We start from the raw sequence: 21719 nt of genomic DNA on the forward strand, positions 1-21719 counted from the left end.
CGCATGGACGTAATCACTGGATGCAATTCTAACCCTAATGCCAGCATTAACCTTTTTACGATATGAAACGGAATACGTTCCTGACTACCCTTACTACTTTTTTTCTCCTATCCAGTTTCACTCTCCCCGATCATAGTACCGTTCGCCCGACAGTCACCCGTCGGGCCGACGTTATCATTTACGGCGGCACATCAGCCGCGGTCACAGCCGCCGTTCAGGTTAAGAAAATGGGCAAGTCGGTGATCATTGTGTCGCCCGACAAACACCTGGGCGGCTTATCAGCGGGCGGACTCGGCTTTACCGATACGGGAAATAAAGAAGTAATCGGCGGCCTCTCGCGCCAGTTCTACCAGCGTCTCTACCAACATTACCAGAAGCCAGAAGGCTGGAAATGGCAAAAAAGGGAAGAGTACGGCAACAAAGGTCAGGGAACACCAGCGATTGATGGCAATGCCCGGACAATGTGGATTTTTGAACCCCATGCCGCTGAGCAGGTTTTCGAGGATTTTATCAGCGAAAACAAGATTCAGGTCTACCGCGATGAATGGCTCGATCGTTCGGCCAAAGGGGTTACGAAGAAATCGGGGAGCATTCAATCCTTCCGTACCCTGAGCGGAAATATCTACGAAGGTAAGATGTTCATTGACGCTACGTACGAAGGCGATCTGATGGCCGTTGCGGGGGTTCGTTACCACGTTGGCCGCGAAGCAAACAGCGTTTACGGCGAGAAGTGGAACGGCGTGCAAACCGATGTATTTCACCACGGGCACCATTTCAAATCGAACGTAAGTCCTTATAAAGTTGCGGGAGACCCGAAGAGTGGCCTGCTTCCCGAAGTATCGCCGAACCCTCCCGGTGAATACGGGGCTGGAGACAATAAGATTCAGGCGTATTGCTTCCGGATGTGCCTGAGCAATCATCCCGACAACCGCATTCCGTTTGCTAAGCCAGCAGGTTACGATCCGGCGCGGTATGAATTGTTAGGGAGAGTGTTTGATACCGGCTGGCGCGAAACATTCAACAAGTACGACCCGATTCCGAACCGCAAAACCGATACGAATAATCACGGCCCGTTCAGCACCGATTACATTGGTAAGAACTACGATTACCCCGAAGCGACCTATGAGCGCCGACGCCAGATCATCAAAGAGCATGAACTCTATCAAAAGGGATTGATGTATTTCCTCCAGAACGATCCACGCGTTCCGGCCGATGTTCGGGAACAGATGCAGCAGTGGGGATTGCCCAAAGATGAATTCGTCGACAATGGCGGCTGGCCCCACCAGCTGTACATCCGCGAAGCCCGGCGGATGCTGGGTGTGTTCGTGATGAAAGAAGCCGACGCGCTCGGCAAAACCACCGTTCCGAATCCCATCGGCATGGGTTCGTATACGCTTGATGCTCACCAGGCTCAGCGATACGTTAAACCCGATGGATTTGTGCAAAACGAAGGTGACATCGGCGTTCACCCCGACCGACCGTATTCAATCGCGTACGGATCGATTCTTCCCAAAGAAGAGGAATGCAATAACCTGCTCGTGCCGGTTTGCGTGTCGAGTTCGCACATCGCCTTCGGATCAATCCGGATGGAACCGGTGTTCATGATCCTGGGTCAGTCGGCCGCGACAGCCGCTGTCCTATCGCTGGATAACAAAGTGTCCCCACGGCGCCTGCCCTACCAAAAGCTGCGGGACGTTTTATTAAAAGATGGCCAACGACTGGAGTAAATTATTCAGGAAGGCTTTGTTATCCCGTCTACAGAACCCGGTCACCCTTTAGGTTTGAGCACTGAAACGAAGCCAGGATATTGGTAGCTTGCCAGGCAGATAATTAGACGGGCTTCTCTACCACGTCTCTGAAACCCTTCAGGAAAAGGTTGCTTTTTCTGAAGGGTTTCTCTGCTTATTACAAATTGTTGACAAGTCAAGAACCTGTTTGCCCTGTAGCGTATACAAGCGTAAAGGATTATTTTGACGATACTTTAGAGTAAAATCATGTATGCATGGTGTAGAAGCAGATGCACGTCAAATCGATTCGTTTACAAAACGAAGAGTTATGTAGTCACTATGGCTCTCTTCGCCTGTCGCCATTCATACAATCCGTAAAGGAATAGGATCACGTACTCCAAGCCCACAAGTTGCAGGTTTTCATTATAAGGAAACGTTCGGTAGGCACCATATGATAGGATGGCAAGCCCCGACCAGATTAACGGATACCGAAATGGGGTAAATACTGTAATGGCTACCAGTGAGGTTAAGTACCAGGGATGAACCGTAGTAGCCAGCAACCAGTACAGGCTCATGGTCAGCAGCATTCTGGTTGCCACACTCGTCAACGCCGGGAATGAATGATCTCCGAAGGCGATCATTAACGTACCAATAACGATGAGAATAGACAAGACGATGCCGGACTCTACAATGATGCTGTTCCCGGTGACTACGTAGCCGACTGTCCGAATCAGATAGTAGATACCGGCATTAAACTCAAACTTCTGAAAATACAGGTGTAAACTTGAAAACAAGTTCCGAATCAGGTCGGCGTCGATGAATGGGAAGAACAAAACGGCTGTAAGAACCAGTGTCAATGAACCGTAAGCCAGGCCACGCTTCCAGCCTATATACCGGATCAGCAAGGGAAAAAAAAGGAGGGGCAAAAGTTTGGTGGCAATGCCCAGGGCTAGTACCATGGAGGAGGCCAACCTTCGCTCCTGCACGAATAGCCAGACTGCCAATAGTACAAAGAAAATCATCACGGCCTCAAAATGAACGTTACCCGTCAGTTCCAGAATCACCAGTGGATTTAGAACGTAGAGCAGGGCCAGATTTGGGTTTTTTCCAAATCGACGCAGGAGTACCGGCAGCAACACTACTATGCCAACTTCTGCCAGCAGAATCGGGAAACGTAGCGCAATCAGGTTACCCAGCAGATTATGTGGAAACAGCCAGGCCGCGAGCCCAAATAATGCCTGATTGACGGGCGGGTAAACCGTGAAATAATCAGGTGAATTTAAAGATGTATAGAGGGATTCGGTCAATCCGGCTGCTGTTGCTAAAGGCGTATGGATAATCTGGCTGGGTAGGGAGAGATACGGATTGTAGCCGTTGGCGACCAGATGTCCATCCCAAACGAATCGAGCGTAATCATCGGATAAGTTAGGGATTACAGCCAGCAGACTAACCCGGAAAAGAACGGCGGCCAGAAACAGAAATCGGTCAGGTTCGGGTAGTGCGATGGGCGAACGTACTGGTTGTTGTGCGATGGACCACAGCGGTCGGGTAATCCGAACATAGCCCCAGAAGGCAAGACCGTACAACAGGATCAGCAGATTGAATTGCTGCCTGATAAGGCCATACCCCATCAGGGTGAACAATGTCAGCGAAAGAAACAACCAGCCAATCCGAAACGGTGTTATCATAGCTTAGAACGGTCACGTTTTGTGCTACGTTCGTTTCAGTACGCCCAGCTATGGGCAAGTGTATAGCTAACTTTCAGGCCCTATCCAATAGCTAGCAGACTATGTAAAACAAGCACAATTAGTTTAGCGTATTCTCTGGTAGCATTTTTTGTCATGCTGACGCAGGAAGCATTTTGGGCAAACAGATAAATGAATTGCCTCGAAGATGCTTCCTGCGTCAGCATGACAAAAAATAATCTAATGTATTCGCAGTGACATTTCTACCAATATTTAAAGATGGTAGCCAGGATTTTATAACCCGCCAGTACCGTGCCTTTAATTGTGCCCGAAATTTTTGAGTGACCAATCCGTTTACGATAACTCACGGGTACTTCGGTTGTTTTGAACCGCATCTTGGCGGCTTTTAGTTGCATTTCAACGGTCCACCCATACGTTTTATCCTGCATGTTCAGCGCCAGCAACGTATCAAACCGAACCGCCCGAAATGGGCCCAAATCGGTGAACTGGACATCATACAACCAACGTAGCAACCGGGTAGCCAGCCAGTTTCCGAAGAGTTGCTGAGGAGTCATGGAACCACGCTGCCGGTTCCCCAATGCCCGTGACCCAATTACCAGATCGGCGGTCTGGTCAAGAATCGGGGCAATAACGCTGGGCATTTCAGCCGGAAAATCCGAGTAGTCGGCATCCAGAAAAACAACGATGTCGGGTTTAGGCTGGCGTTGTTTAGCGTAGGCAATGCCCCGCAGACACGCCCGACCGTATCCCGGAATACGTTCGTCCAGCACCGTAGCACCAGCGCGGGAAGCCTGCACGGCAGTCTGGTCGTTGGAGTTGTTGTTAACGACAATAATTTCCTGCACCAGTTCAGCAGGTATTTCACGGATAACCTGCCCAACTGAATTTTCCTCGTTGAAGGCGGGAATGATAGCAACAATGATAGGCTGGTTCAAACGTAGTGCGGCAGTAAAGGAGAAAACAGTTGATTACGTCTTACAATGACAGATTGGTTTTCTGCAGATAGGCTTCGTAGTCAGCCCACTCGTCGATGTCGGTTAGTTCGTCGAGCCGGGCGTAGGCTAGCCCGTGCTGCAAAAGAGCCAGTTCCGTCAACTGCCCTAATTCGGGCTGGCTCCAGGGCATGTCCTGAAACAAAAAAGGCTGAAGCTGATTCATACCGAGCAAATAATAGCCACCGTCGGTAGCGGGGCCGATAACCACATCAACGGTATCGAGTGCGGCAAACGCATCACGAATATGGTTAGGAGTTATGTCGAAACAGTCGCTGCCAATGATAACCACTTTACCGGCCCCGGCAGCAAACTGTTCCTCAAACGCCTGACTCATCCGTTCGCCCAGATCGACGCCCGACTGACGATATTTGTCGAAGGCATTCCAGCCATCATCAGGATTGATAAAATCACCGTAATACACGGCACAACGACCCGGAAAATCGCCTGCTACGTACTGTGTGTAACGGAGGAGGTGCAGATAAACGTCGAGGGCTTTCGCGTCGCCAACCGTCCGTGCGATACGGGTCTTAACCTGACCAGCAATCGGATTCTTCACAAAAACAATAAGGTGTTCAGCGGGCATACATAAATGCAGTTAACGAAATGTTAACCAAACAGACGGGCAATCGGTTGCCTTCCTGTCTTCAATACTTAAAGTCGCCCCTACCCGATTTCTTAAATTAAAGAGGGTGATACCTCGCCGATCACCTTTTACCTGTGTTGAATGTATTGGAAGAAGTAAACGTTATTGGTATGGTACAGAAACTGTCTTTTAACCCCTAAATCCCCTTCAGGGGATTTAGGGGTTAAACCTAACCCGTTGAATAATTTATGATAAAACGCTGGTTTCATCTGTTCATGCTGCTGGCACTGCCCGCCGGTTCGGTTAAGGCGCAATACGTAGCTGACAAAAAATTCGATGATTTGCTTCACGGTATGCTCAATAAGTCGGTGCCAGCCGTTACTGCCGACGAACTGCATCAGTACCAGGCAAATGCGCTGATACTCGACGCCCGTGAACCCGGTGAATTCGCAGTCAGTCACCTGAAAGGCGCGATTCCGATTGGGTATAAAAAACTGGACTTGAGCGCCCTCGACAACGTACCGAAAAATCAGCCGATTATGGTCTACTGTTCGGTTGGTTACCGTAGTCAGAAGATAACCCAGAAACTGGCCGACCAGGGCTTCACCCAGGTTAAAAACGTGTACGGCGGCATTTTTGAGTGGGTCAACCGGGGCTTTCCCGTGGTGAATGCCAAAGGCCATACCGATTCGGTTCACGCCTATAGTCCGTTATGGGGCCAGTGGCTGCAACGGGGACAGAAAGTTTATAAATAAGCCTTAAACCATGATGGAGTATTTTCAGACCTTTTTGCAGGGGTATGGTGATTATGCCAGCTACCTGTTTCGGGAAATTACGCAACCGGGCTGGCCGAATTACTTTTATACCCTGGTCGGCATTTCACTACTGGTCTGGGTGCTGGAACTGCTGTTTCCCTGGCGAAAAAATCAGCCCATTTTTCGCGAAGGATTCTGGCTCGATACGTTCTACCTGTTTTTCAACTATTTCCTGTTTTCCCTGATTGCCTACAATGCGATTTCGCAGGTAGGAGTAAAGGCGTTCAGTGATTTTCTGGGCCTTTTTGGTATTAAGAACATCGTTGCCATCAACGTAGCGTCGCTGCCCGGCTGGGCGCAACTGCTTCTTTTATTTGTGGTTCGGGATTTCATTCAGTGGAACGTTCACCGACTGCTGCATCATTCGCCCTGGTTATGGCAGTTTCATAAAGTTCATCATTCGACGGAAGTGATGGGATATGCTGCCCATTTTCGGTATCACTGGATGGAAACAATCGTGTACCGGACACTGGAGTACATTCCACTGGCGATGATTGGCTTTGGCCTGCAGGAATTTTTTATCGTTCACCTGTTTACGCTGGCAATTGGGCACCTTAACCACGCCAACATATACCTGCCCATCGGTCCGCTTCGCTACGTATTCAACAGTCCGCAGATGCATTTGTGGCATCATGTTGAAGACTTACCGGCGCACAGCCGCGCAGGCATCAATTTCGGAATAACACTCAGCCTTTGGGACTACGTATTCGGTACGGCTCATGTTCCCTACGAAAAGAGTACCCTTCGGCTGGGATTTCCCGGATCGAACCAGGTGCCCAATTCATTTTTCGGACAAATGGCTTATCCGTGGCGCAGTCGTGCCCGCAAACAACCCGAAATACAGAAAGCAGATCCTTAATGGTTAATGGGTCGAGATTCCCTAGTCACTCATAAAAGTGCCGGAACCGCCGAATGGAGGTCAGCACAATCCAGTCGCCTAGCCGGGGCAGATGCGTATGTACGAGTGCAATCAGCCTGCCCAGTGCCGAAATCACTGTCCGCTGCCGTCGTCGTCGAATATGGTTCAGAATTATTTGAGCGACTTCCCGCTGACTTTTCTGCCAGCGGGGAGGCCGATGCGCAATGGGCACCGGTTGCCCGGTAGCATCGAGCACCCGTTTGTCGGGGTCGTTCTCCGTAAAACCAATATGTACCACGCCTATCTGAATGCCCGTGTGGGCCAGTTCGAGACGTAGCGTATGGGCCAGATTTGCCATGGCCGCTTTGCCCGCACAGTAGGCCGAGCCGCTGGGCATACCATTCAGCGCCGAAATTGATGAGATGAACGTAACAACGCCTTTAGTTTGGGTCAGATAAGGCAGGGCCGCTTTTAGGGGGAATACCGTTCCGTATACATTACTATCTAGTATCTGCCGAAACACGTCGGGCTTCATATCCGCAAAATAAGCGCGCATGGAAATACTGGCATTCGTAATGAGAATATCCAGCTGGCCAAACGTATCAATGGCAGTAGCCACCAGGCGTTCGCAGTCTTCGAAGCAGGTTACATCGGCCAGGCAGCTCACTACGTCCAGCCCTTCGTACAACAACTCGTTCTCCGTCTGCGTCAACCGCTCTTGTGTGCGCCCGTTCAAAATTATTTTGGCTCCGGCTATTCCCAGCGCCCGTGCCGTAGCCTTGCCGATGCCCGATTCGGAACCGGTAACGATTGCTACTTTTCCGGCAAACTGCCCTGCAATCGCGCTCGCACTACGTTTTCGTTTGCCGGGAAATTCCGAAAGGGCGCCAGGTGAACCGGATAATATTGCTTCGGTAGATTCCGCTGTATCGATTGACTTAATGAGTTTGACCACGTTGAGTAGTATAGTTATATCGTTTGAGCCCGTTTACGGCTTCGTCAATGGCGGCCCCAACGGGTGTCTGGCCCTCGCTCTGTAGCCGCTCGTTTACTATCAATATAATCGGATCCGTATTGTTTTCCGACGAAAGGATACATTCCATTAGCGAGCTGGTCTTCGTACCAAACCCAAATAGGCAGGTCGTTCTGATGTAGACGAACCGCTGAATATTACCACGCTTGACAACCTCAATCAGATTTTCTGTTCCGGCCGGATTGACTGCCCGGACAACTGAACGACGAGCGGGGTTCACCTGCGCTAAAGCCGTTGTGTGAATACTGGCATCGCAGCCCACAACGGCCTTTTTCAGCGATTTCGTATCCAACACATCCCCCGCATAATACTCAACGGAGAGGTCGGCCAGCGTTGAGCAGCTACGTCCATTCCGAATCAGTGCCCTTACCCGGTACTCACGCGCTGACAATTCGCGGGTCGGGTGAGCCCCCGAAAAACCACTCGCTCCGGTTAATAGCACCGTTGGTTTCATCATCGATAATGCAGCATCGCTTTATAGGTACGCGCAATCCGGTTCGGTGATACCTTCATAAAAAACAGCGAAAAGGCCGTCAGATTGGCCAATTGTACCCGTAGCCAACTATTGGTATCATACTTCCGGGCCGATACCATCACATCTTTGGGAATGATGAAAAACCGCGTAACACGGCGAATCCTGACAATCATATCAAAATCTTCCATGATCGTGTAGTACTCGTCAAAGCCGCCTAAACGGTCAAATAGCGCACGCGTCATAAATAGAGTCTGGTCGCCCCCACGACTCATCAGCCCCGGGAAACGGGTTCCGTAACTGTTGAATCGCAGCATAACTTTATCAGAATCGAAGCGAAACCGGTAACAACCGGCATCGTAACCAGCCTTCACCGCCTGCTCAATATCCGTTATGAAATCGGGGTGAATACCGACGTCGGCATGGACAAAATAGAGTATATCACCTTTCGCCAACGTAGCGCCAAAATTCATCTGAGCGGCCCGACCCGGTCTGGGCGATTGCCTAACCGTAGCACCGGCCTTTTGCGCTAAATCGGCAGTACCGTCAGGGCTTCCTGCATCAATGACCAGTACGTCCACTAACGAAGTGCCACCAAATGCCAGCAGTTTCCCGACCAATTGGCCAATTGATTCAGCTTCGTTAAACGTAGGAATGATAATACTGAACGTCATCGGCAATGCATAAGTAAGCAACATACCACATTTATCGGCACCAGACAACCATCCCCAAGCTAAAAAGACCCCTAAAGTCGCCCGCAACCCCGGCCCTAAAGGGGAATTAGCTCGCATTTGGCCAAAGTCCCCTTTAGGGGATTTAGGGGTTTTAATGCTAAAAGGCTTCTCCTATCGTCAGGTACAAACCACTCGACTGTCGTCCCAACCCATAATCCAGTCGGATGTTAAGGTGGTCACGACGATTCATGGTAAACCTTAACCCGGCTCCATATGCCAGTTTGGGTTCGCTGGGACGCAGCACCGACTGCGCGTCGCCCAGGATGCCAGCAGCCCCGAAAACTACCCCGCCCAGCCGTTTATACAGGTCGAACCGAACTTCTGTCTGTAACAACGCTACGTTCTGGTCGCGGTACCGACCTTCGTAATAGCCCCGCATTCGTTTGGTACCTCCCAGCAACGACATGGCATTGAAGGGAGCCGTACCGGTTGTAAAACTTACGAAATAATTAACTGCTAAGATTGCGTGATTGCTCAACGAATGATAGGATGATACGTCGGCGGTATAGCGGTCGAAGCGGACGTTGCTGCCTAATACCTGATTCTGATTGAGATAGGCGATGTCGGCTACGACACCTTTGGCCGGAAAGAAAATGACATTGCGCGAATCATAGAACACCCCCAGACCAGCCCCGGATAATCGACTCCCTAAACCACCCGGCACCCTGCCCGAAGCCAGCAATCCACCTGGCTCAACGCTGGTTACCTGATAATCTTCGTACTGATACCGAATACCAGCGAATAGCTTCCCTCGGCTCAAATTCGGACTTATGCGTCGGAACGCATTGATACGGATGCGCGGAAAATTCACGCCGTACAACTCACGGGAAACCTCCTGCCGACCAACCCCAAAGAAAAAATAGCTGTAGCGATAGTACCCGGCCTCACCGTTAACGTAGTAGTTGTCCTGATCGTAAAAGACCTGAAAGGGCAGATAAAACAGAATCTGCTTGTTCTGCGTGTAGGCAAAGCCCAGGGTAACCTGCGATGGCCGGACAGTCGCTCTGGCCTGCCTGGACGTATCTGAACGCAAAATGGCCATGTCGCGACGAAAACGGAACGTAGCAGTAGCGGCCACACCATACGCCAGCCGGGTTTCGGGGGTGTAGTAGATGAGCGGAAGTGGCAACAGACTGAATGCCTTCGGAACACTGTCGGGCGGAGCGGTAATGAGTAAAGCCGAAAACAGTGAGACGAGGAGCATTAGAAATTAAGTTGCTTCCTATACCATACGAAAAAGTGGTTGACAGAGTTTGAGATTAGTTCGGTTTAAAACCTTTCAACCCCTTACGGCGTATATCTTCACACCAACACATTATAATGAAATGAGCAAGTTAACCATTCACCGAACGACTATATTCAGCCTGCTGCTTCTCATAACTACGTTAACGTTTGCCAGTAGCGCCCCCGTTGACCATAGTGCCTTTGACCGCCTGCTGAAGAAATACGTCAACGATAAAGGGCTGGTCAACTATAAAGGCTTCAAATCAGAGGAGAAGGTCTTTAATGACTACCTGGCTATGCTCAGCAAAAATGCACCGGCTGCTTCGTGGAGCAAGAATGAGCAGATGGCTTACTGGATTAATGCCTATAACGCCTACACCATCCGGCTCATTCTGGACCATTATCCGGTGAAGAGCATCAAAGACATCGGCTCAAAAATCAAGATCCCGTTCGTGACTACGCCCTGGGCCGCCAAGTTTTTTACGATTGGTGGCGAAAAGATGAGTCTCGATAACATTGAGCACGGTACGCTGCGGAAAAAATACAATGACCCCCGCATTCACTTTACCCTTGTTTGCGCGTCCATATCGTGCCCCCGCCTACGGAATGAAGCGTATATGGCCGACAAACTGGATGCGCAGATGGACGACCAGGGCCGCGACTTTCTGAATAATCCGGCCAAGAATAAAGTAGGTAAAGACAAATCCCAGCTCTCAAAATACTTCGACTGGTATAAAGGCGACTGGAACAGCAACGGACAATCGGTGGAGAAGTGGGTTAATAAATATTCCAACACGAAAATTTCGGATAAGACCGAGATCGAATTCCTGGATTATAACTGGAATCTCAACGAGCAGTAGTTCGCTGCTAAACCCGGCAGCCATGAAGCACCTTGTTATTATCGGGAACGGCATTGCCGGCATCACGACTGCCCGACACGTTCGTCAGCAGGATTCGGGGGTACGTATCACGGTCATTTCGGCCGAGTCCGAGCACTTTTATTCGCGCACAGCCCTTATGTACATCTTCATGGGGCACATGACCTACGCGCATACGAAGCCTTATGAGGACTGGTTCTGGGCCAAAAATCGCATCGAACTGCTACATGGCTATGTCGAACAGGTCGACACGTCGGCGAAACGAATCCGGCTGGCCGGTGGGCAATGGCTCGATTACGACGTACTGGTGCTGGCTACCGGTTCGGTATCCACTACGTTCGACTGGCCCGGCCTGACAGCCGCTGGTGTGCAGGGATTATACGGCCTGCCCGATCTGGAACAGATGGAGCAATTCACCAAAAACATCGACCGGGCGGTGGTGGTCGGCGGTGGACTTATTGGCGTTGAATTGGCTGAAATGCTACGTTCACGACATATAGCCGTAACGATGCTGGTTCGCGATTCACACTACTGGAGTTCTACGTTGCCCGCCGAAGAAGGTAAGCTAATCGGTCGTCATTTGCTCCGGCACGGTGTCGACCTCCGGCTTGAAACTGAATTAAAAGAAGTGCTAGCTGATACGTCTGGGCGGGTGCGAGCAGTAGTTACGAAAGCAGGCGAAGAAATCCGCTGCCAGTTTTTGGGGCTGGGTATCGGTGTTACGCCGAACGTAGCATTCCTGAAAAACTCGGGTATTGAACTGGGGAAAGGGGTTTTGGTCAATGAGTATTTCGAAACTAACGTAGCGGACGTGTACGCAATTGGCGATTGCAACGAATTCCGGCAACCCATAGCGGGTACAGACGGAGCCCTGCGCAAACCCATCGAACAAATCTGGTATACAGGTCGAATGCACGGCGAAACGCTCGCCCGAACGCTCTGTGGTACTCGAACGGCTTACCGACCGGGTGTGTTTTTCAACTCAGCCAAGTTTTTCGACATCGAATACCAGACGTACGGCACCCTGAACGCCCAACGTACCGACGACGAGCAGACGTATTACTGGGAGCACCCGTCGGGCGAACAGTGTCTACGTATCAACTACCGGAAAACTGACCAGTCCGTCGTTGGCATTCATGCGCTCGGGCTTCGTCTGCGTCACGCCGTTTGCGAACGCTGGATTCAGCAGCGGACGCCTATCGAGAACGTATTGAGCCAGTTTCGTCAGGCCGATTTCAATCCAGAATTTTCAGAATCCTATACCGACCAACTGACCGGTCACGCACCTGCCGGACCGGCGGACCAGCGGAAAGGCTGGATTACTCGGTTATTTTCGGCCGGTCGGCGGTCCGATCCGCTTTAACTTATTATCACTATGCTAACCACCTGGCAACGTATTGGCCTAACGGCATTCCTGATTGGGTTCGCCCTGTTCATTGGCACCCTCTCGCTAAGTCAATACGTGCTGACGGACGAAGTATTGCGCGAAACGGTCAGCAACGAGCAGTTGGCAGCAGTCCGTTCGGCCACGAAGGAGATGCAGGGAAAAGTGTATGCTTCATCGTTCGGGTTTGTCGGAGATTATCGGGCTGCTATCGCCCGGCTTAACGAAGAGTATAAAGAATCAGCAGGCCAGAGCGGTAACGAAACTAATCGCCAAATTCCAGACTATGCATTTCCGGTCACGAAAGCGGCTAGCGTTGGTTTTTTCCCCCATAACAGTCAACTGTTTTTCTGGCTGAGTGTGCTGCTGTGCGTTGGCGGAGCGCTCCTTTACATTCTCCCCACCCGACGGCAGTTGCCCGGCATAAAAAATGGGGGCATTTATCACGACCCAGCCACAAATCGGGGTTGGATTGGCATCATTACAGGCACCTTCCTGATTGGATTCTACGTACTGCTGTATTTCTTCCCCGAACACATAACCAATTGGGTCTTGATGTTCGACCCGTTGAGCCGGTTTCTGAACGGTGGCCCCGCCAGTCAGTGGTTCGTGTATGGTACGTTGTACACGCTGGTGATTTTGGTGATGGGTGTGCGGATGCTGATTAAATACCGGCATAGTCGCTACCAGCAGCTACGTACCGTTTCGGTCATGTTTTTTCAGACCGCCTTTGCGTTTCTGATTCCTGAACTGCTGGCCCTGTTTCATCAGCCCGCGCAGGATTTGAAGAATATATGGCCGCTGGACTACAGTTTTTACTTCGATTACCGCATCGACGAAAAAATTAAGGCGGGTACGTTTGGGGCCTTTCTGCTTATCTGGGGAACGGCGCTCTGGATGATTGGCGTGCCAATACTGACCTACTTTTTCGGCAAACGCTGGTACTGTTCGTGGGTATGCGGCTGCGGTGGCCTGGCCGAAACGCTGGGTGACCCCTACCGGCAATTGTCTGACAAACGGCTGGGAGCCTGGAAACTGGAACGTATTGTGGTGCATTCGGTACTGGTATTTGCTGTTGTGATGACTGCGCTCGTGCTGTATACGTATCTGAGCGGACAGGCGTCGCTATTTGGTTTTCTGGACGCCTACAGCATCCGTTCGGTATACGGATTCGCTATTGGGGCTATTTTTGCGGGGGTGGTAGGAACGGGTTTCTATCCCATTCTGGGAAGCCGGGTCTGGTGCCGGTTCGGCTGCCCGCTGGCGGCTTATCTGGGACTGGTTCAACGATTCAAGTCCCGGTTCCGAATCACTACAAACGGGGGTCAGTGTATTTCCTGCGGCAACTGCTCAACGTATTGCGAGATGGGCATCGACGTGCGCTGGTACGCCCAACGCGGCCAGGACATTGTGCGTTCGTCCTGCGTTGGTTGCGGGATTTGTTCGGCCGTTTGCCCGCGGGGTGTCTTAAACCTTGAAAACGATTCGGAATCATCGCGACAAACCAATCCAGGCCCCATTTTGCTTGGAAACAATAGTTTTCGCATTCAACCATGAACGTAGGCCATTTTCAAACTGTACTCGTCAGTCTGGGGTTGATGGTGCCGATGACATTGGCTGGCTATGGACAAACTACCCCAGTCGATACCGCCCGAACCAAAAGTACAGCATGGAAATCGCCGGGATTTCCAGGGTCCGGCCTGTCAGCTGATAAGGTCGGTCAGAGCCTGTACTGTTGTCGAATTACGTCTTCTACGGGTTTGCGTTGAGGAGTATAATCATCGTTTTCCGGGCCACCGGCCTTGGCATGGTCGTCGAACCATTTCCAGAGAAACCCACCCGCGAACCACGGTTGCTGCCATACCGTCTGGTACAGCGCCGAATAGGCGTTCTGCTGGGCCAGCATATTGGGCGTTCCTTTTGATTTCCAGCTATCGGGTAATTCCCATTGTTTGCCAGCGGTACGGTCCACACTTCGATACCCGTATTCTGTAAACAGAATGGGTTTGTGGTAGCGGAGGGACAGCGCTTGCAGTTGCCGGGCCGGTTTTTTCCAGGCCGTAACGAGTTCGGTAACTGTCGGGGTTGGACTATCAGACAAAGGAAAATACGCATCGACGCCGATATAATCAAGCAGCGGCCAAAAGGATACAGCTTCATACTCATCCCAGTTGGCGGCATAGATCAGTGGCCCATGGTACCGGCTACGTACCTGTTGAATAAGCCGCTTCCAGAACGCAGGGCGTTTCTGGGTGGCGCGTCGATATTCAGTGCCTATACAAAACATATCTGCCTTGGTGGATTTGGCTAAATCGGCCAGGGTCAGGATATACTGAGTGTATGTCTGTTCCCAGCGTTGCCAGTCGGCTTCGGTATCGGGCTCAAAATCGCCCGCCCATCCCTGACCTTCTACCCAGACGTGTGGTTTGATGAGTACCTTTATTCCCTGCTTATGTGCGTACTCAACGCAGGCTTTTATGCCCTCTGGCCGCTCACCCCACCACTGACGCCCAACATTGTACGTCACATCGGGCTGCCCTTTCCGGCAAAAGGCATACGGATTAAGGGCTACCCATTCTGCATTGATGGTCTGGAGTGGTTTCAGACAGGATTCAGGCACAGCTTTGACGGGGGCCACAAAATTCACCCCATTGATTTTAGAAGTCGGCTCTATCGCTGATCCGACCATTGCGTACAGTAACCAGAAAAGACCAAACAGCGGCATAAAATAGTGGCTAAACCTTGTACAAGATACCTTTTTATTGCACTACTCACCCACTAGCCATTTATCTTGCTATCATTTTTGTCGATAGAACCGAATCAGAATATAGGTCGGTAAATGGCTTTTCTTCTCTGATAGACGTAAAAACTTTATTTACCGACAACGCGTATATAATCAATAGTCAAGTTTTTTGACGCTCTATGTCCTGCTCAACGACCGCCGTATTACTTTTTGCTTTGCCCGATGCCATTGAATCGGACCGTAAAACGGTATCGCGTCGTTCAGCCACCATCTGGCGGGCATTGCGCCGACTGACTCAGGCGAAAGTTCGCACAAGTGGATTGCCCTTGTTACAATCGCACCAGCTTATTCCCCATCAGGGCGCGTTTGGCGAACAAATCAGTGCTGCATTAGCAGCCGCCTTTGCACAAGGATATGAGCAGGTAATTTGTATTGGCAATGACTGCCCCGATTTAGCCATTTCCGATTTACGTAGGGCCGCCATCAGTTTGTCGACTAACCAACTGCCTATCGGTTTCGACCGGCGGGGTGGGGTCTACCTGTTTGGTATAACGCGGAGTCAATTCGATGTTCAAGCCCTGGAACAACTGCCCTGGCAAACCGAACAGCTAGCCGACGCACTACGCAGCTATCTCATCGTACACTCCAGTCTGATTACTCAGTTACCTACCCGTTCTGATCTAAACCAACGTATCGACGCTACGTCTGTGCAGTGGTCGGGGCAGGCAGTAAGTCGCCTGCTGATGATCATCCGGGAGGCCCTACTCCCCAGTATTACGTTCTCGCTAGCCTTCCTTATCGCCGAACCTGATTCTATCATCCCCTGCCGTCTTTCCGGCCGTTCTCCTCCATTCGCCTAAACGCTGTCTGAAAACTATTTCGTAGTTCGTTCGAATACCCTTAAATCCCCGGTAGGGGACTTAGCTGGCATTTGAACGAAGTCTCCTTCAGGGAATTTAGGGGGTTTTGAGTTCCGAGGTATACCTACGAAGGACATCATTTGTTATCACCGTTAAATTGCTCTTATTCAGGGCATTTGTTCGCTTTTCGCCTAGTTTAATATCAACCTGATTTTTCATGAAATACCTCTTACTTGTCTTTTTTCTAAATTGTGTATTGCTTGTACCGCAGGTGTATGGGCAAAATAAGGCGGGACAAAACCAGCTCGAAGTAACCGTAACCGATCTGCTGCTTCGCCGACCTGTGGGCGGAACGATGGTGTATCTTCAAAATAAAACTGGCGGAACCTTAGATTCTGTTCAAACCAACGAGCAGGGAAAAGCAGCATTTGGCAATCTATCGTCAACAGGTCGATACCGGGTCTTCACTCGCCCCGGCGTTACGTATACCGACGAAGAAGTATCGGATATTCCTATCAAATCCGGCGGTCTCACCAGCGTAACGCTCGAACTTCCTCTTCGACGTGAAGGTACCCTTCAGGAAGTAGTTATTAACGACCGACGCCTAGCCAGGCTCAATAACCAGAATGCCGAAGTGTCGGCCCTGGTGTCGAAGCGGGAACTACAGGCATTGCCGCTCGAAGGCCGCGATATAACCCGTTCGCTGTACCGGCTTCCTAACCTCACGCTGGCAACTCAGGGCTATGCCGAGGCCCCCAACGTAGCGATAAATGGCCTAAATGGCGTCTATACGAACTACCTCATCGACGGCATGGACAACAACGAGCGGTTTCTAGGAAATATGAAGTTTAATACGCCCGTGGGTTTTGCTGAAGGCATTACGGTGTATACTAATAACTACTCAGTTGAGTTTGGGAATACCAGCAATGGCGTAATCAACGTAACGACTCGTTCTGGTTCAAATCAACTCACCGGCGAAGTCTTTTACCTGACCCGACCCGGCTCGGTTATCGACAGTCCATCGAGTTATGCAACGGCCGATTTGTCGGGCAATTCGGTGAAAGACGGTTTCCAGCGTCACCAGCTTGGGTTCGGGCTGGGTGGTGCCCTGAAGAAAGATAAAACGTTTTTCTACATCAATGTGGAGCAGACGTACGACAAGAAAGACAATCGGCTGGTTGTACCGACGCTGGGCATCAACGAAATCGTAACGGGTCATAATTATTTCTCCTACGTATCGGGCAAGCTCGATCACGTCTGGAACAATCGGTTTAAATCGACGCTGCGTGCCAACATCGGTTCGTTCGACATCGACCGTCAGGGTGGTGGACTTGAAGGTGGTATCCTGTTTCCCTCAGCCGCTTCGGCGCAGAAAAACCGGACGTATCTGATTGCATTGAAAAATGCCTACGTCATCGGTAATGAAATTACGGGCGAAACCAACTACCAACATTCGCGTTACCGCTGGAATTACCGGGAGCCCGTCAACCTGACCAACCCCTCGGCAACAGTACGGGGCCCAGACGGTGTTCCGATTGCTACCATCGGGCAGAGCGGAGCCATTTTTGACGACATCGAAAATACCGACCAGATTCAGCAGAAGTTTACGCTACGAAGAGGTAATCATACCCTGAAGGCCGGGGCCGAATTCATTACGTCTGACTATGCGCTGCTGGGCGGTGCTAATTCCTATGGTACGTATGACGTGCAGCTAACGCAGGCGCAACTTGATGCGTTAAAAGCGAAAAATGTAGGTTCTGCCTTAGACGTAGGGGACATCCCACGCGATGTGCAGGTGCGCACCTACGATGTTGAACTGCGCCCTACTACGTTCGGAACGCGCCAGAACGTAGTGAGTGTATATGCCGAAGACCTCTGGGCCGCCAAGCCGAACCTAAACCTCACGTTTGGCCTGCGCTACGACTATGACAACCTGACCAAAGGGGGCGGCACAAAAGGCGATTATAACAACATTGCCCCGCGTGTGGCCTTTAACTACCAATTGAACGACCAGACGGTGATTCGGGGTGGTTATGGCATGTTCTACGACAAAATCAAGTATTCGGTCTATAGCGATAACCTGCAATTCAGCAACAACGGGGCCGATTTCAAGAAACAACTGAATGAGTTGAAACGATTGGGATTGCTGCCTCAATCGGCAGACCTGGATAAGATTACGTTCGCAGGTAACCTGAACGCCCGCGCCACAACGCCCGTCACGTATTTGAATGGGCCAACGTCTGCCCAACTTCAGCCTCGGCGCGACCAGCAATTCAGTAACAATTTCCGCATCATGAATCCAGATGGGTTTAAAAGCCCGTATTCTCATCAGTTTTCGCTTGGGTTTCAGCACAAACCTACAACCAACACGCTGTTCTCAATCGATTTAGTCCACGTTGCCACCAACGATTTATTTTATATCTACAACCTCAACGCAGCGGCACCGTATCCACTCAGCGACGTAAACCCGACCGACGCAAAAGTACGTACTGTTGCCCAAGCCGACCTGACGCGGCCAGTTCCTATCCGACAGGACAGGAGAGGGGCGTATGCGGTTGTAAATGGTACAGATACGCTACGTGGTATTGCCCGGAATGTGTTCGTGACGCGCACGGATGGATACGCCCGCTACTGGGCAGCCAATTTCGTGTTTCAAAAACTAAAGGGCTCCGACAAATACGCCTACCGATTGGGATATAATCTGTCGGTTATCCGAAGCAACACAACGGGCATTAATACACGGGCGCAGGATTCAAACAATTACGAAGCCGAGTATGTCTTCGACGACAACGACCGGCGGCACGTGTTTTCGGGTATTTTCTATTATTACCCGTTCCGAAATCTGGTTATCACGCCTACCGTACTGCTGCAAAGTGGCCTGCCCATTACCCGCGTGGCCGATGCAAAGCAATATGGGGGCGTCACGGATTTGAATGGTGACAGCGAAAGTTATAGTCTGCCTTCCGATATTCAACCCGGCGAAACCCGCAACAATGACCGACTGCCGTGGGCTAAAACCGTCGATTTGTCCATTAAATACACCGTGCCCTTATTTGGCCGACCCCGGCTCGAACTATCGGCGGATATCTACAACTTGCTGAATACGCAGAATATTTCGGGTTTTAACGTAGTGCGGGGCTCTTCGAATCAGTTTCAGCTTGGCCCGCGCGGGTCGGGCATTACGGTACGTTCGGCGGCTCCACCGCGCCAGTTTCAGTTTGGTGCCCGTTACGTTTTTTAACCAAACACCTCTAAATCCCTGAAGGGGACTTTATCTGCAAGTGAGCCAAGTCCCCCTCAGGGGATTTAGGGGTAAAGGTGATCTTAAGGGCACTCACATTAACCACAATCAATTTCTTTATTTACATGAAAATTCTCTTTTTCTGCTTACTCGTCACGACCACGCTGGCGCAGTCACCCACCAAACCCCGACGTATCTGGTTCGATACTGACCTCATGATTGGCCTGCCCGAACGGGCACCCCGCGAGGTTGACGATGGTGTTACGTTGATGATGGCGCTGCGTCAGGCTGATAAAGTTGAACTGGTGGGCATTAGTACGATCACCTACGTCGATTACGGCTATGATACGGCCAAAAAGCTGCTGGGTTGGTACAACAAGACCGGTAAAGACATTCCTGTCTACAAAGGCTCTGATTCGGGCCAGGATACCGGCGTGGAGAACGAAGCTACCAAAGCCATGGCGGATGCACTACGGAAAGAAAAACTGACTATGCTGGCGATTGGCCCGGTAACCAACGTAGCGACGGTTGTAAAAAATCACCCGGAATTAGCTTCCCGGATTGAGGAAGTGGTTGTGTGTGCTGGTCGAACCTCCGGATTCCCATTCCGGCCCGGGCTGGAGAAAATCACCGTCGGTGATTACAACTTCGAACGCGACCCCGAAGCTTTCCGCGTGCTGTTCGACGCGGGAATACGTATCGTTTTATCAGGATTTGAATGCAGCGCCTATACCCTGCTGGGGAAAACGGACATCGACTTCATGGCTAACTCTACCAACGAAGGCGACAAGTGGGTGTATGCACAACTACGGCCGTGGCAGGAACGCGCCAAAAAATTGTTTGGGGTAGAGGGATTCATTCCCTACGACGCGACTCCCCTCGGCTACCTGACCCATCCGGAGTATTTTAAATACTATCAAGACATTCCGGTACGTATCAATCGCAAGCCGAACGATGCTACGGTGGGGACTCTCGCCAATGGAAAAGAAAAACCCTTTCTGGAAGTTTCCTACGATTACAAAGACACCAAATGGCGTGCTACGTATGCCTATAAAACCTTACCCGGTTTCGAGGAAATTCTCCTCGAATCACTGAAAAACGCCCGTTAGTTAGTCGGGTGCATTTCTAAGCACTCAACACCATGTCAGCGGCTTCATCGAGTAACATTTTTTTCTGGGTCAAATCGAGGGAGAGTGGAAGTTGGGCTAGTCCGATAAGCCGGCGCAGGATTTCAACGCCCATGAACCCTTGCAGCAAGGCAGGCTCTAAATCACCCGTTGGCCGGTACTGATTAAGGGCCTGTTTTGCCAGAGACTCATCCTGCCGGGCTAGTTTCAGGTGGGCCAGCATTACCCCTAAATCAAACTCAGGCCGACCTAAGAAGCCAAACTCAGGATCTATGACGCGCGTGCCCGATGTAGTTTTGAGCCAACTACCCGGATAATAATCGCCATGTATCAACGTAGCGCCTGGCTGTAAGTAAATCTGTCCCAGTTGGGTAACCTTGCCGGTCAACGCCGGATTGGTTTTGTACGGTAACGAAAGAGCCTGCAAGCCTGACTCAACGCTATCCAAATCGAAGCCCGTATCCTGTCTGAACGGAAAACTGAATATATGCTCGTGGTTCAGCGAGCGCATAGCTTTGTTCTCTGGGAAAGTCGTTGCTTCGTCGCTCATACGAATAGCATGGAGGGCCGAAAGAAACTCCATTAACGATGCTAGGTCGTTGGAACTGATGGTCAGCCCAGGCTGATAGGCAAACGTAAAGTCGGTTCCTGACCCCAAATCCTCCAGCGCCAGTAGGTAATTGTCGGCATCGAACCCGATTAATTTTGGCGAAAACTTGCCTAACGTAGCATCACCGGCAATCTGCTCATAGAACCGGGCTTCCACTTCGATGCGCTCCATAGGGGCGGGTACCTGCGGGTATTTCTGCACCCATGGTCGGGCCTGTTTGACAATGAACGTCTGACGGTCTGTCGCTACCCGGACTACTACGTTCATATTGCCTTCACCCGGTTTGAGAACCGAACGGACTTCCTCATCCGGACTTATCCAACGATTTGCAATTAGCAGCTGAGTGAAGACCGGACTAGGCTTTTCTTCTAAAAAAAACGCCTTCGAAAACTGATCGGCAAACGGCGAATTAGGATTCATGAACTTATGTTTCAGGTACTAAACCAGTATAGAAATGCTAAACTAATGATTTTAACAGCCCAATTGAGTAAGGCAATAAATACGGTGCTGCCTTACTCAGTTGATTTGCGAATAAAAATGTAAAACCATCGGATCGCAGACGGTTGATGGCTGGAATACGATTAATTATTTTCATCCAGAAATCATGACCGATTCAGGCAAAGGTCCGCTAGACCTGCAATAGTCTAGCAGAGATTTCCCCTCAACAGCCATTGAGGAAATGAAAGAAAGATTTCTGGTTAACAGCCTAATGCTCTATTCAACTTAAT

18 protein-coding genes are annotated in these 21719 nt (G+C 50.7%); 9 read left to right on the forward strand and 9 right to left on the reverse strand.

Translation table 11 applies throughout. The features are described 5' to 3' along the window. Positions 1–62 precede the first annotated feature (62 nt). On the forward strand, positions 63–1727 hold the full coding sequence (locus ACYVIY_RS11565) for an FAD-dependent oxidoreductase (RefSeq protein WP_460976506.1): 1665 nt from the start codon (positions 63–65) through the stop codon (positions 1725–1727). Between the two features lie 326 nt (positions 1728–2053). Here ACYVIY_RS11565 and ACYVIY_RS11570 read toward each other — a convergent pair whose 3' ends face one another. From ACYVIY_RS11570 to ACYVIY_RS11580, 3 genes are all read right to left on the reverse strand, one after another. Further along, positions 2054–3415, reverse strand: coding sequence for a hypothetical protein (locus tag ACYVIY_RS11570; protein WP_460976507.1), 1362 nt, complete (start codon positions 3413–3415; stop codon positions 2054–2056). 260 nt (positions 3416–3675) lie between these two features. Further along, positions 3676–4368, reverse strand: a complete 693-nt coding sequence (locus tag ACYVIY_RS11575; RefSeq protein ID WP_460976508.1) for a glycosyltransferase family 2 protein — start codon at positions 4366–4368, stop codon at positions 3676–3678. A 40-nt stretch (positions 4369–4408) separates the two neighbouring features. After that, on the reverse strand, positions 4409–5011 hold the full coding sequence (locus ACYVIY_RS11580) for a TIGR04282 family arsenosugar biosynthesis glycosyltransferase (RefSeq protein WP_460976509.1): 603 nt from the start codon (positions 5009–5011) through the stop codon (positions 4409–4411). A 248-nt stretch (positions 5012–5259) separates the two neighbouring features. Between ACYVIY_RS11580 and ACYVIY_RS11585 the strand changes: the two genes are divergently transcribed. Further along, complete coding sequence (locus tag ACYVIY_RS11585) at positions 5260–5766, forward strand: rhodanese-like domain-containing protein (protein WP_460976510.1); 507 nt, start codon at positions 5260–5262, stop codon at positions 5764–5766. A 10-nt stretch (positions 5767–5776) separates the two neighbouring features. After that, on the forward strand, positions 5777–6685 hold the full coding sequence (locus ACYVIY_RS11590; protein WP_460976511.1) for a sterol desaturase family protein: 909 nt from the start codon (positions 5777–5779) through the stop codon (positions 6683–6685). A 25-nt stretch (positions 6686–6710) separates the two neighbouring features. Here ACYVIY_RS11590 and ACYVIY_RS11595 read toward each other — a convergent pair whose 3' ends face one another. From ACYVIY_RS11595 to ACYVIY_RS11610, 4 genes are all read right to left on the reverse strand, one after another. Next, a complete protein-coding gene (locus ACYVIY_RS11595) occupies positions 6711–7640 on the reverse strand; it encodes an SDR family oxidoreductase (RefSeq protein WP_460976512.1) in 930 nt (309 codons plus the stop codon). Next, positions 7624–8175, reverse strand: coding sequence for an NAD-dependent epimerase/dehydratase family protein (locus ACYVIY_RS11600; protein WP_460976513.1), 552 nt, complete (start codon positions 8173–8175; stop codon positions 7624–7626). The genes ACYVIY_RS11595 and ACYVIY_RS11600 overlap by 17 nt, the downstream gene beginning before the upstream one ends. Further along, positions 8172–8864 (reverse strand): TIGR04283 family arsenosugar biosynthesis glycosyltransferase, encoded by a 693-nt coding sequence (locus ACYVIY_RS11605; protein WP_460976514.1) that lies wholly within the window; start codon positions 8862–8864, stop codon positions 8172–8174. Before ACYVIY_RS11605 ends, ACYVIY_RS11600 begins: the two co-directional genes overlap by 4 nt. A gap of 157 nt (positions 8865–9021) precedes the next feature. After that, positions 9022–10128 carry a BamA/TamA family outer membrane protein gene (locus tag ACYVIY_RS11610; protein ID WP_460976515.1) on the reverse strand — a complete coding sequence of 369 codons (1107 nt, stop codon included), beginning with the start codon at positions 10126–10128 and terminating at the stop codon, positions 9022–9024. 121 nt (positions 10129–10249) lie between these two features. Between ACYVIY_RS11610 and ACYVIY_RS11615 the strand changes: the two genes are divergently transcribed. The 3 genes from ACYVIY_RS11615 to ACYVIY_RS11625 are packed head-to-tail and all read left to right on the forward strand — an operon-like array spanning position 10250 to position 13967. After that, a complete protein-coding gene (locus tag ACYVIY_RS11615) occupies positions 10250–11008 on the forward strand; it encodes a DUF547 domain-containing protein (protein ID WP_460976516.1) in 759 nt (252 codons plus the stop codon). Between the two features lie 22 nt (positions 11009–11030). Further along, positions 11031–12389 carry an NAD(P)/FAD-dependent oxidoreductase gene (locus ACYVIY_RS11620; protein ID WP_460976517.1) on the forward strand — a complete coding sequence of 453 codons (1359 nt, stop codon included), beginning with the start codon at positions 11031–11033 and terminating at the stop codon, positions 12387–12389. A gap of 12 nt (positions 12390–12401) precedes the next feature. Then, positions 12402–13967 (forward strand): 4Fe-4S binding protein, encoded by a 1566-nt coding sequence (locus ACYVIY_RS11625; RefSeq protein ID WP_460976518.1) that lies wholly within the window; start codon positions 12402–12404, stop codon positions 13965–13967. 163 nt (positions 13968–14130) lie between these two features. Here the strand turns inward: ACYVIY_RS11625 and ACYVIY_RS11630 are convergent, their stop codons facing one another. Further along, the gene (locus tag ACYVIY_RS11630; protein ID WP_460976519.1) at positions 14131–15135 is read right to left on the reverse strand and encodes a glycoside hydrolase family 113; all 1005 of its coding nucleotides are present in this window, start codon (positions 15133–15135) and stop codon (positions 14131–14133) included. A 197-nt stretch (positions 15136–15332) separates the two neighbouring features. Here ACYVIY_RS11630 and ACYVIY_RS11635 point away from each other — a divergent pair, with 197 nt between their 5' ends. The 3 genes from ACYVIY_RS11635 to ACYVIY_RS11645 all read left to right on the forward strand — a co-directional run bounded on the left by ACYVIY_RS11635 (position 15333) and on the right by ACYVIY_RS11645 (position 20363). Continuing rightward, the gene (locus ACYVIY_RS11635; protein WP_460976520.1) at positions 15333–16013 is read left to right on the forward strand and encodes a DUF2064 domain-containing protein; all 681 of its coding nucleotides are present in this window, start codon (positions 15333–15335) and stop codon (positions 16011–16013) included. A gap of 217 nt (positions 16014–16230) precedes the next feature. Then, the gene (locus tag ACYVIY_RS11640) at positions 16231–19254 is read left to right on the forward strand and encodes a TonB-dependent receptor (RefSeq protein WP_460976521.1); all 3024 of its coding nucleotides are present in this window, start codon (positions 16231–16233) and stop codon (positions 19252–19254) included. Positions 19255–19379: 125 nt separating this feature from the next. Continuing rightward, positions 19380–20363 (forward strand): nucleoside hydrolase, encoded by a 984-nt coding sequence (locus ACYVIY_RS11645; RefSeq protein WP_460976522.1) that lies wholly within the window; start codon positions 19380–19382, stop codon positions 20361–20363. Positions 20364–20379: 16 nt separating this feature from the next. Here the strand turns inward: ACYVIY_RS11645 and ACYVIY_RS11650 are convergent, their stop codons facing one another. Beyond that, entirely contained in the window at positions 20380–21411 is a 1032-nt protein-coding gene (locus ACYVIY_RS11650) for a phosphotransferase (RefSeq protein ID WP_460976523.1), read from the reverse strand. Positions 21412–21719: the final 308 nt, after the last annotated feature.

The organism is Spirosoma knui (assembly GCF_054780635.1).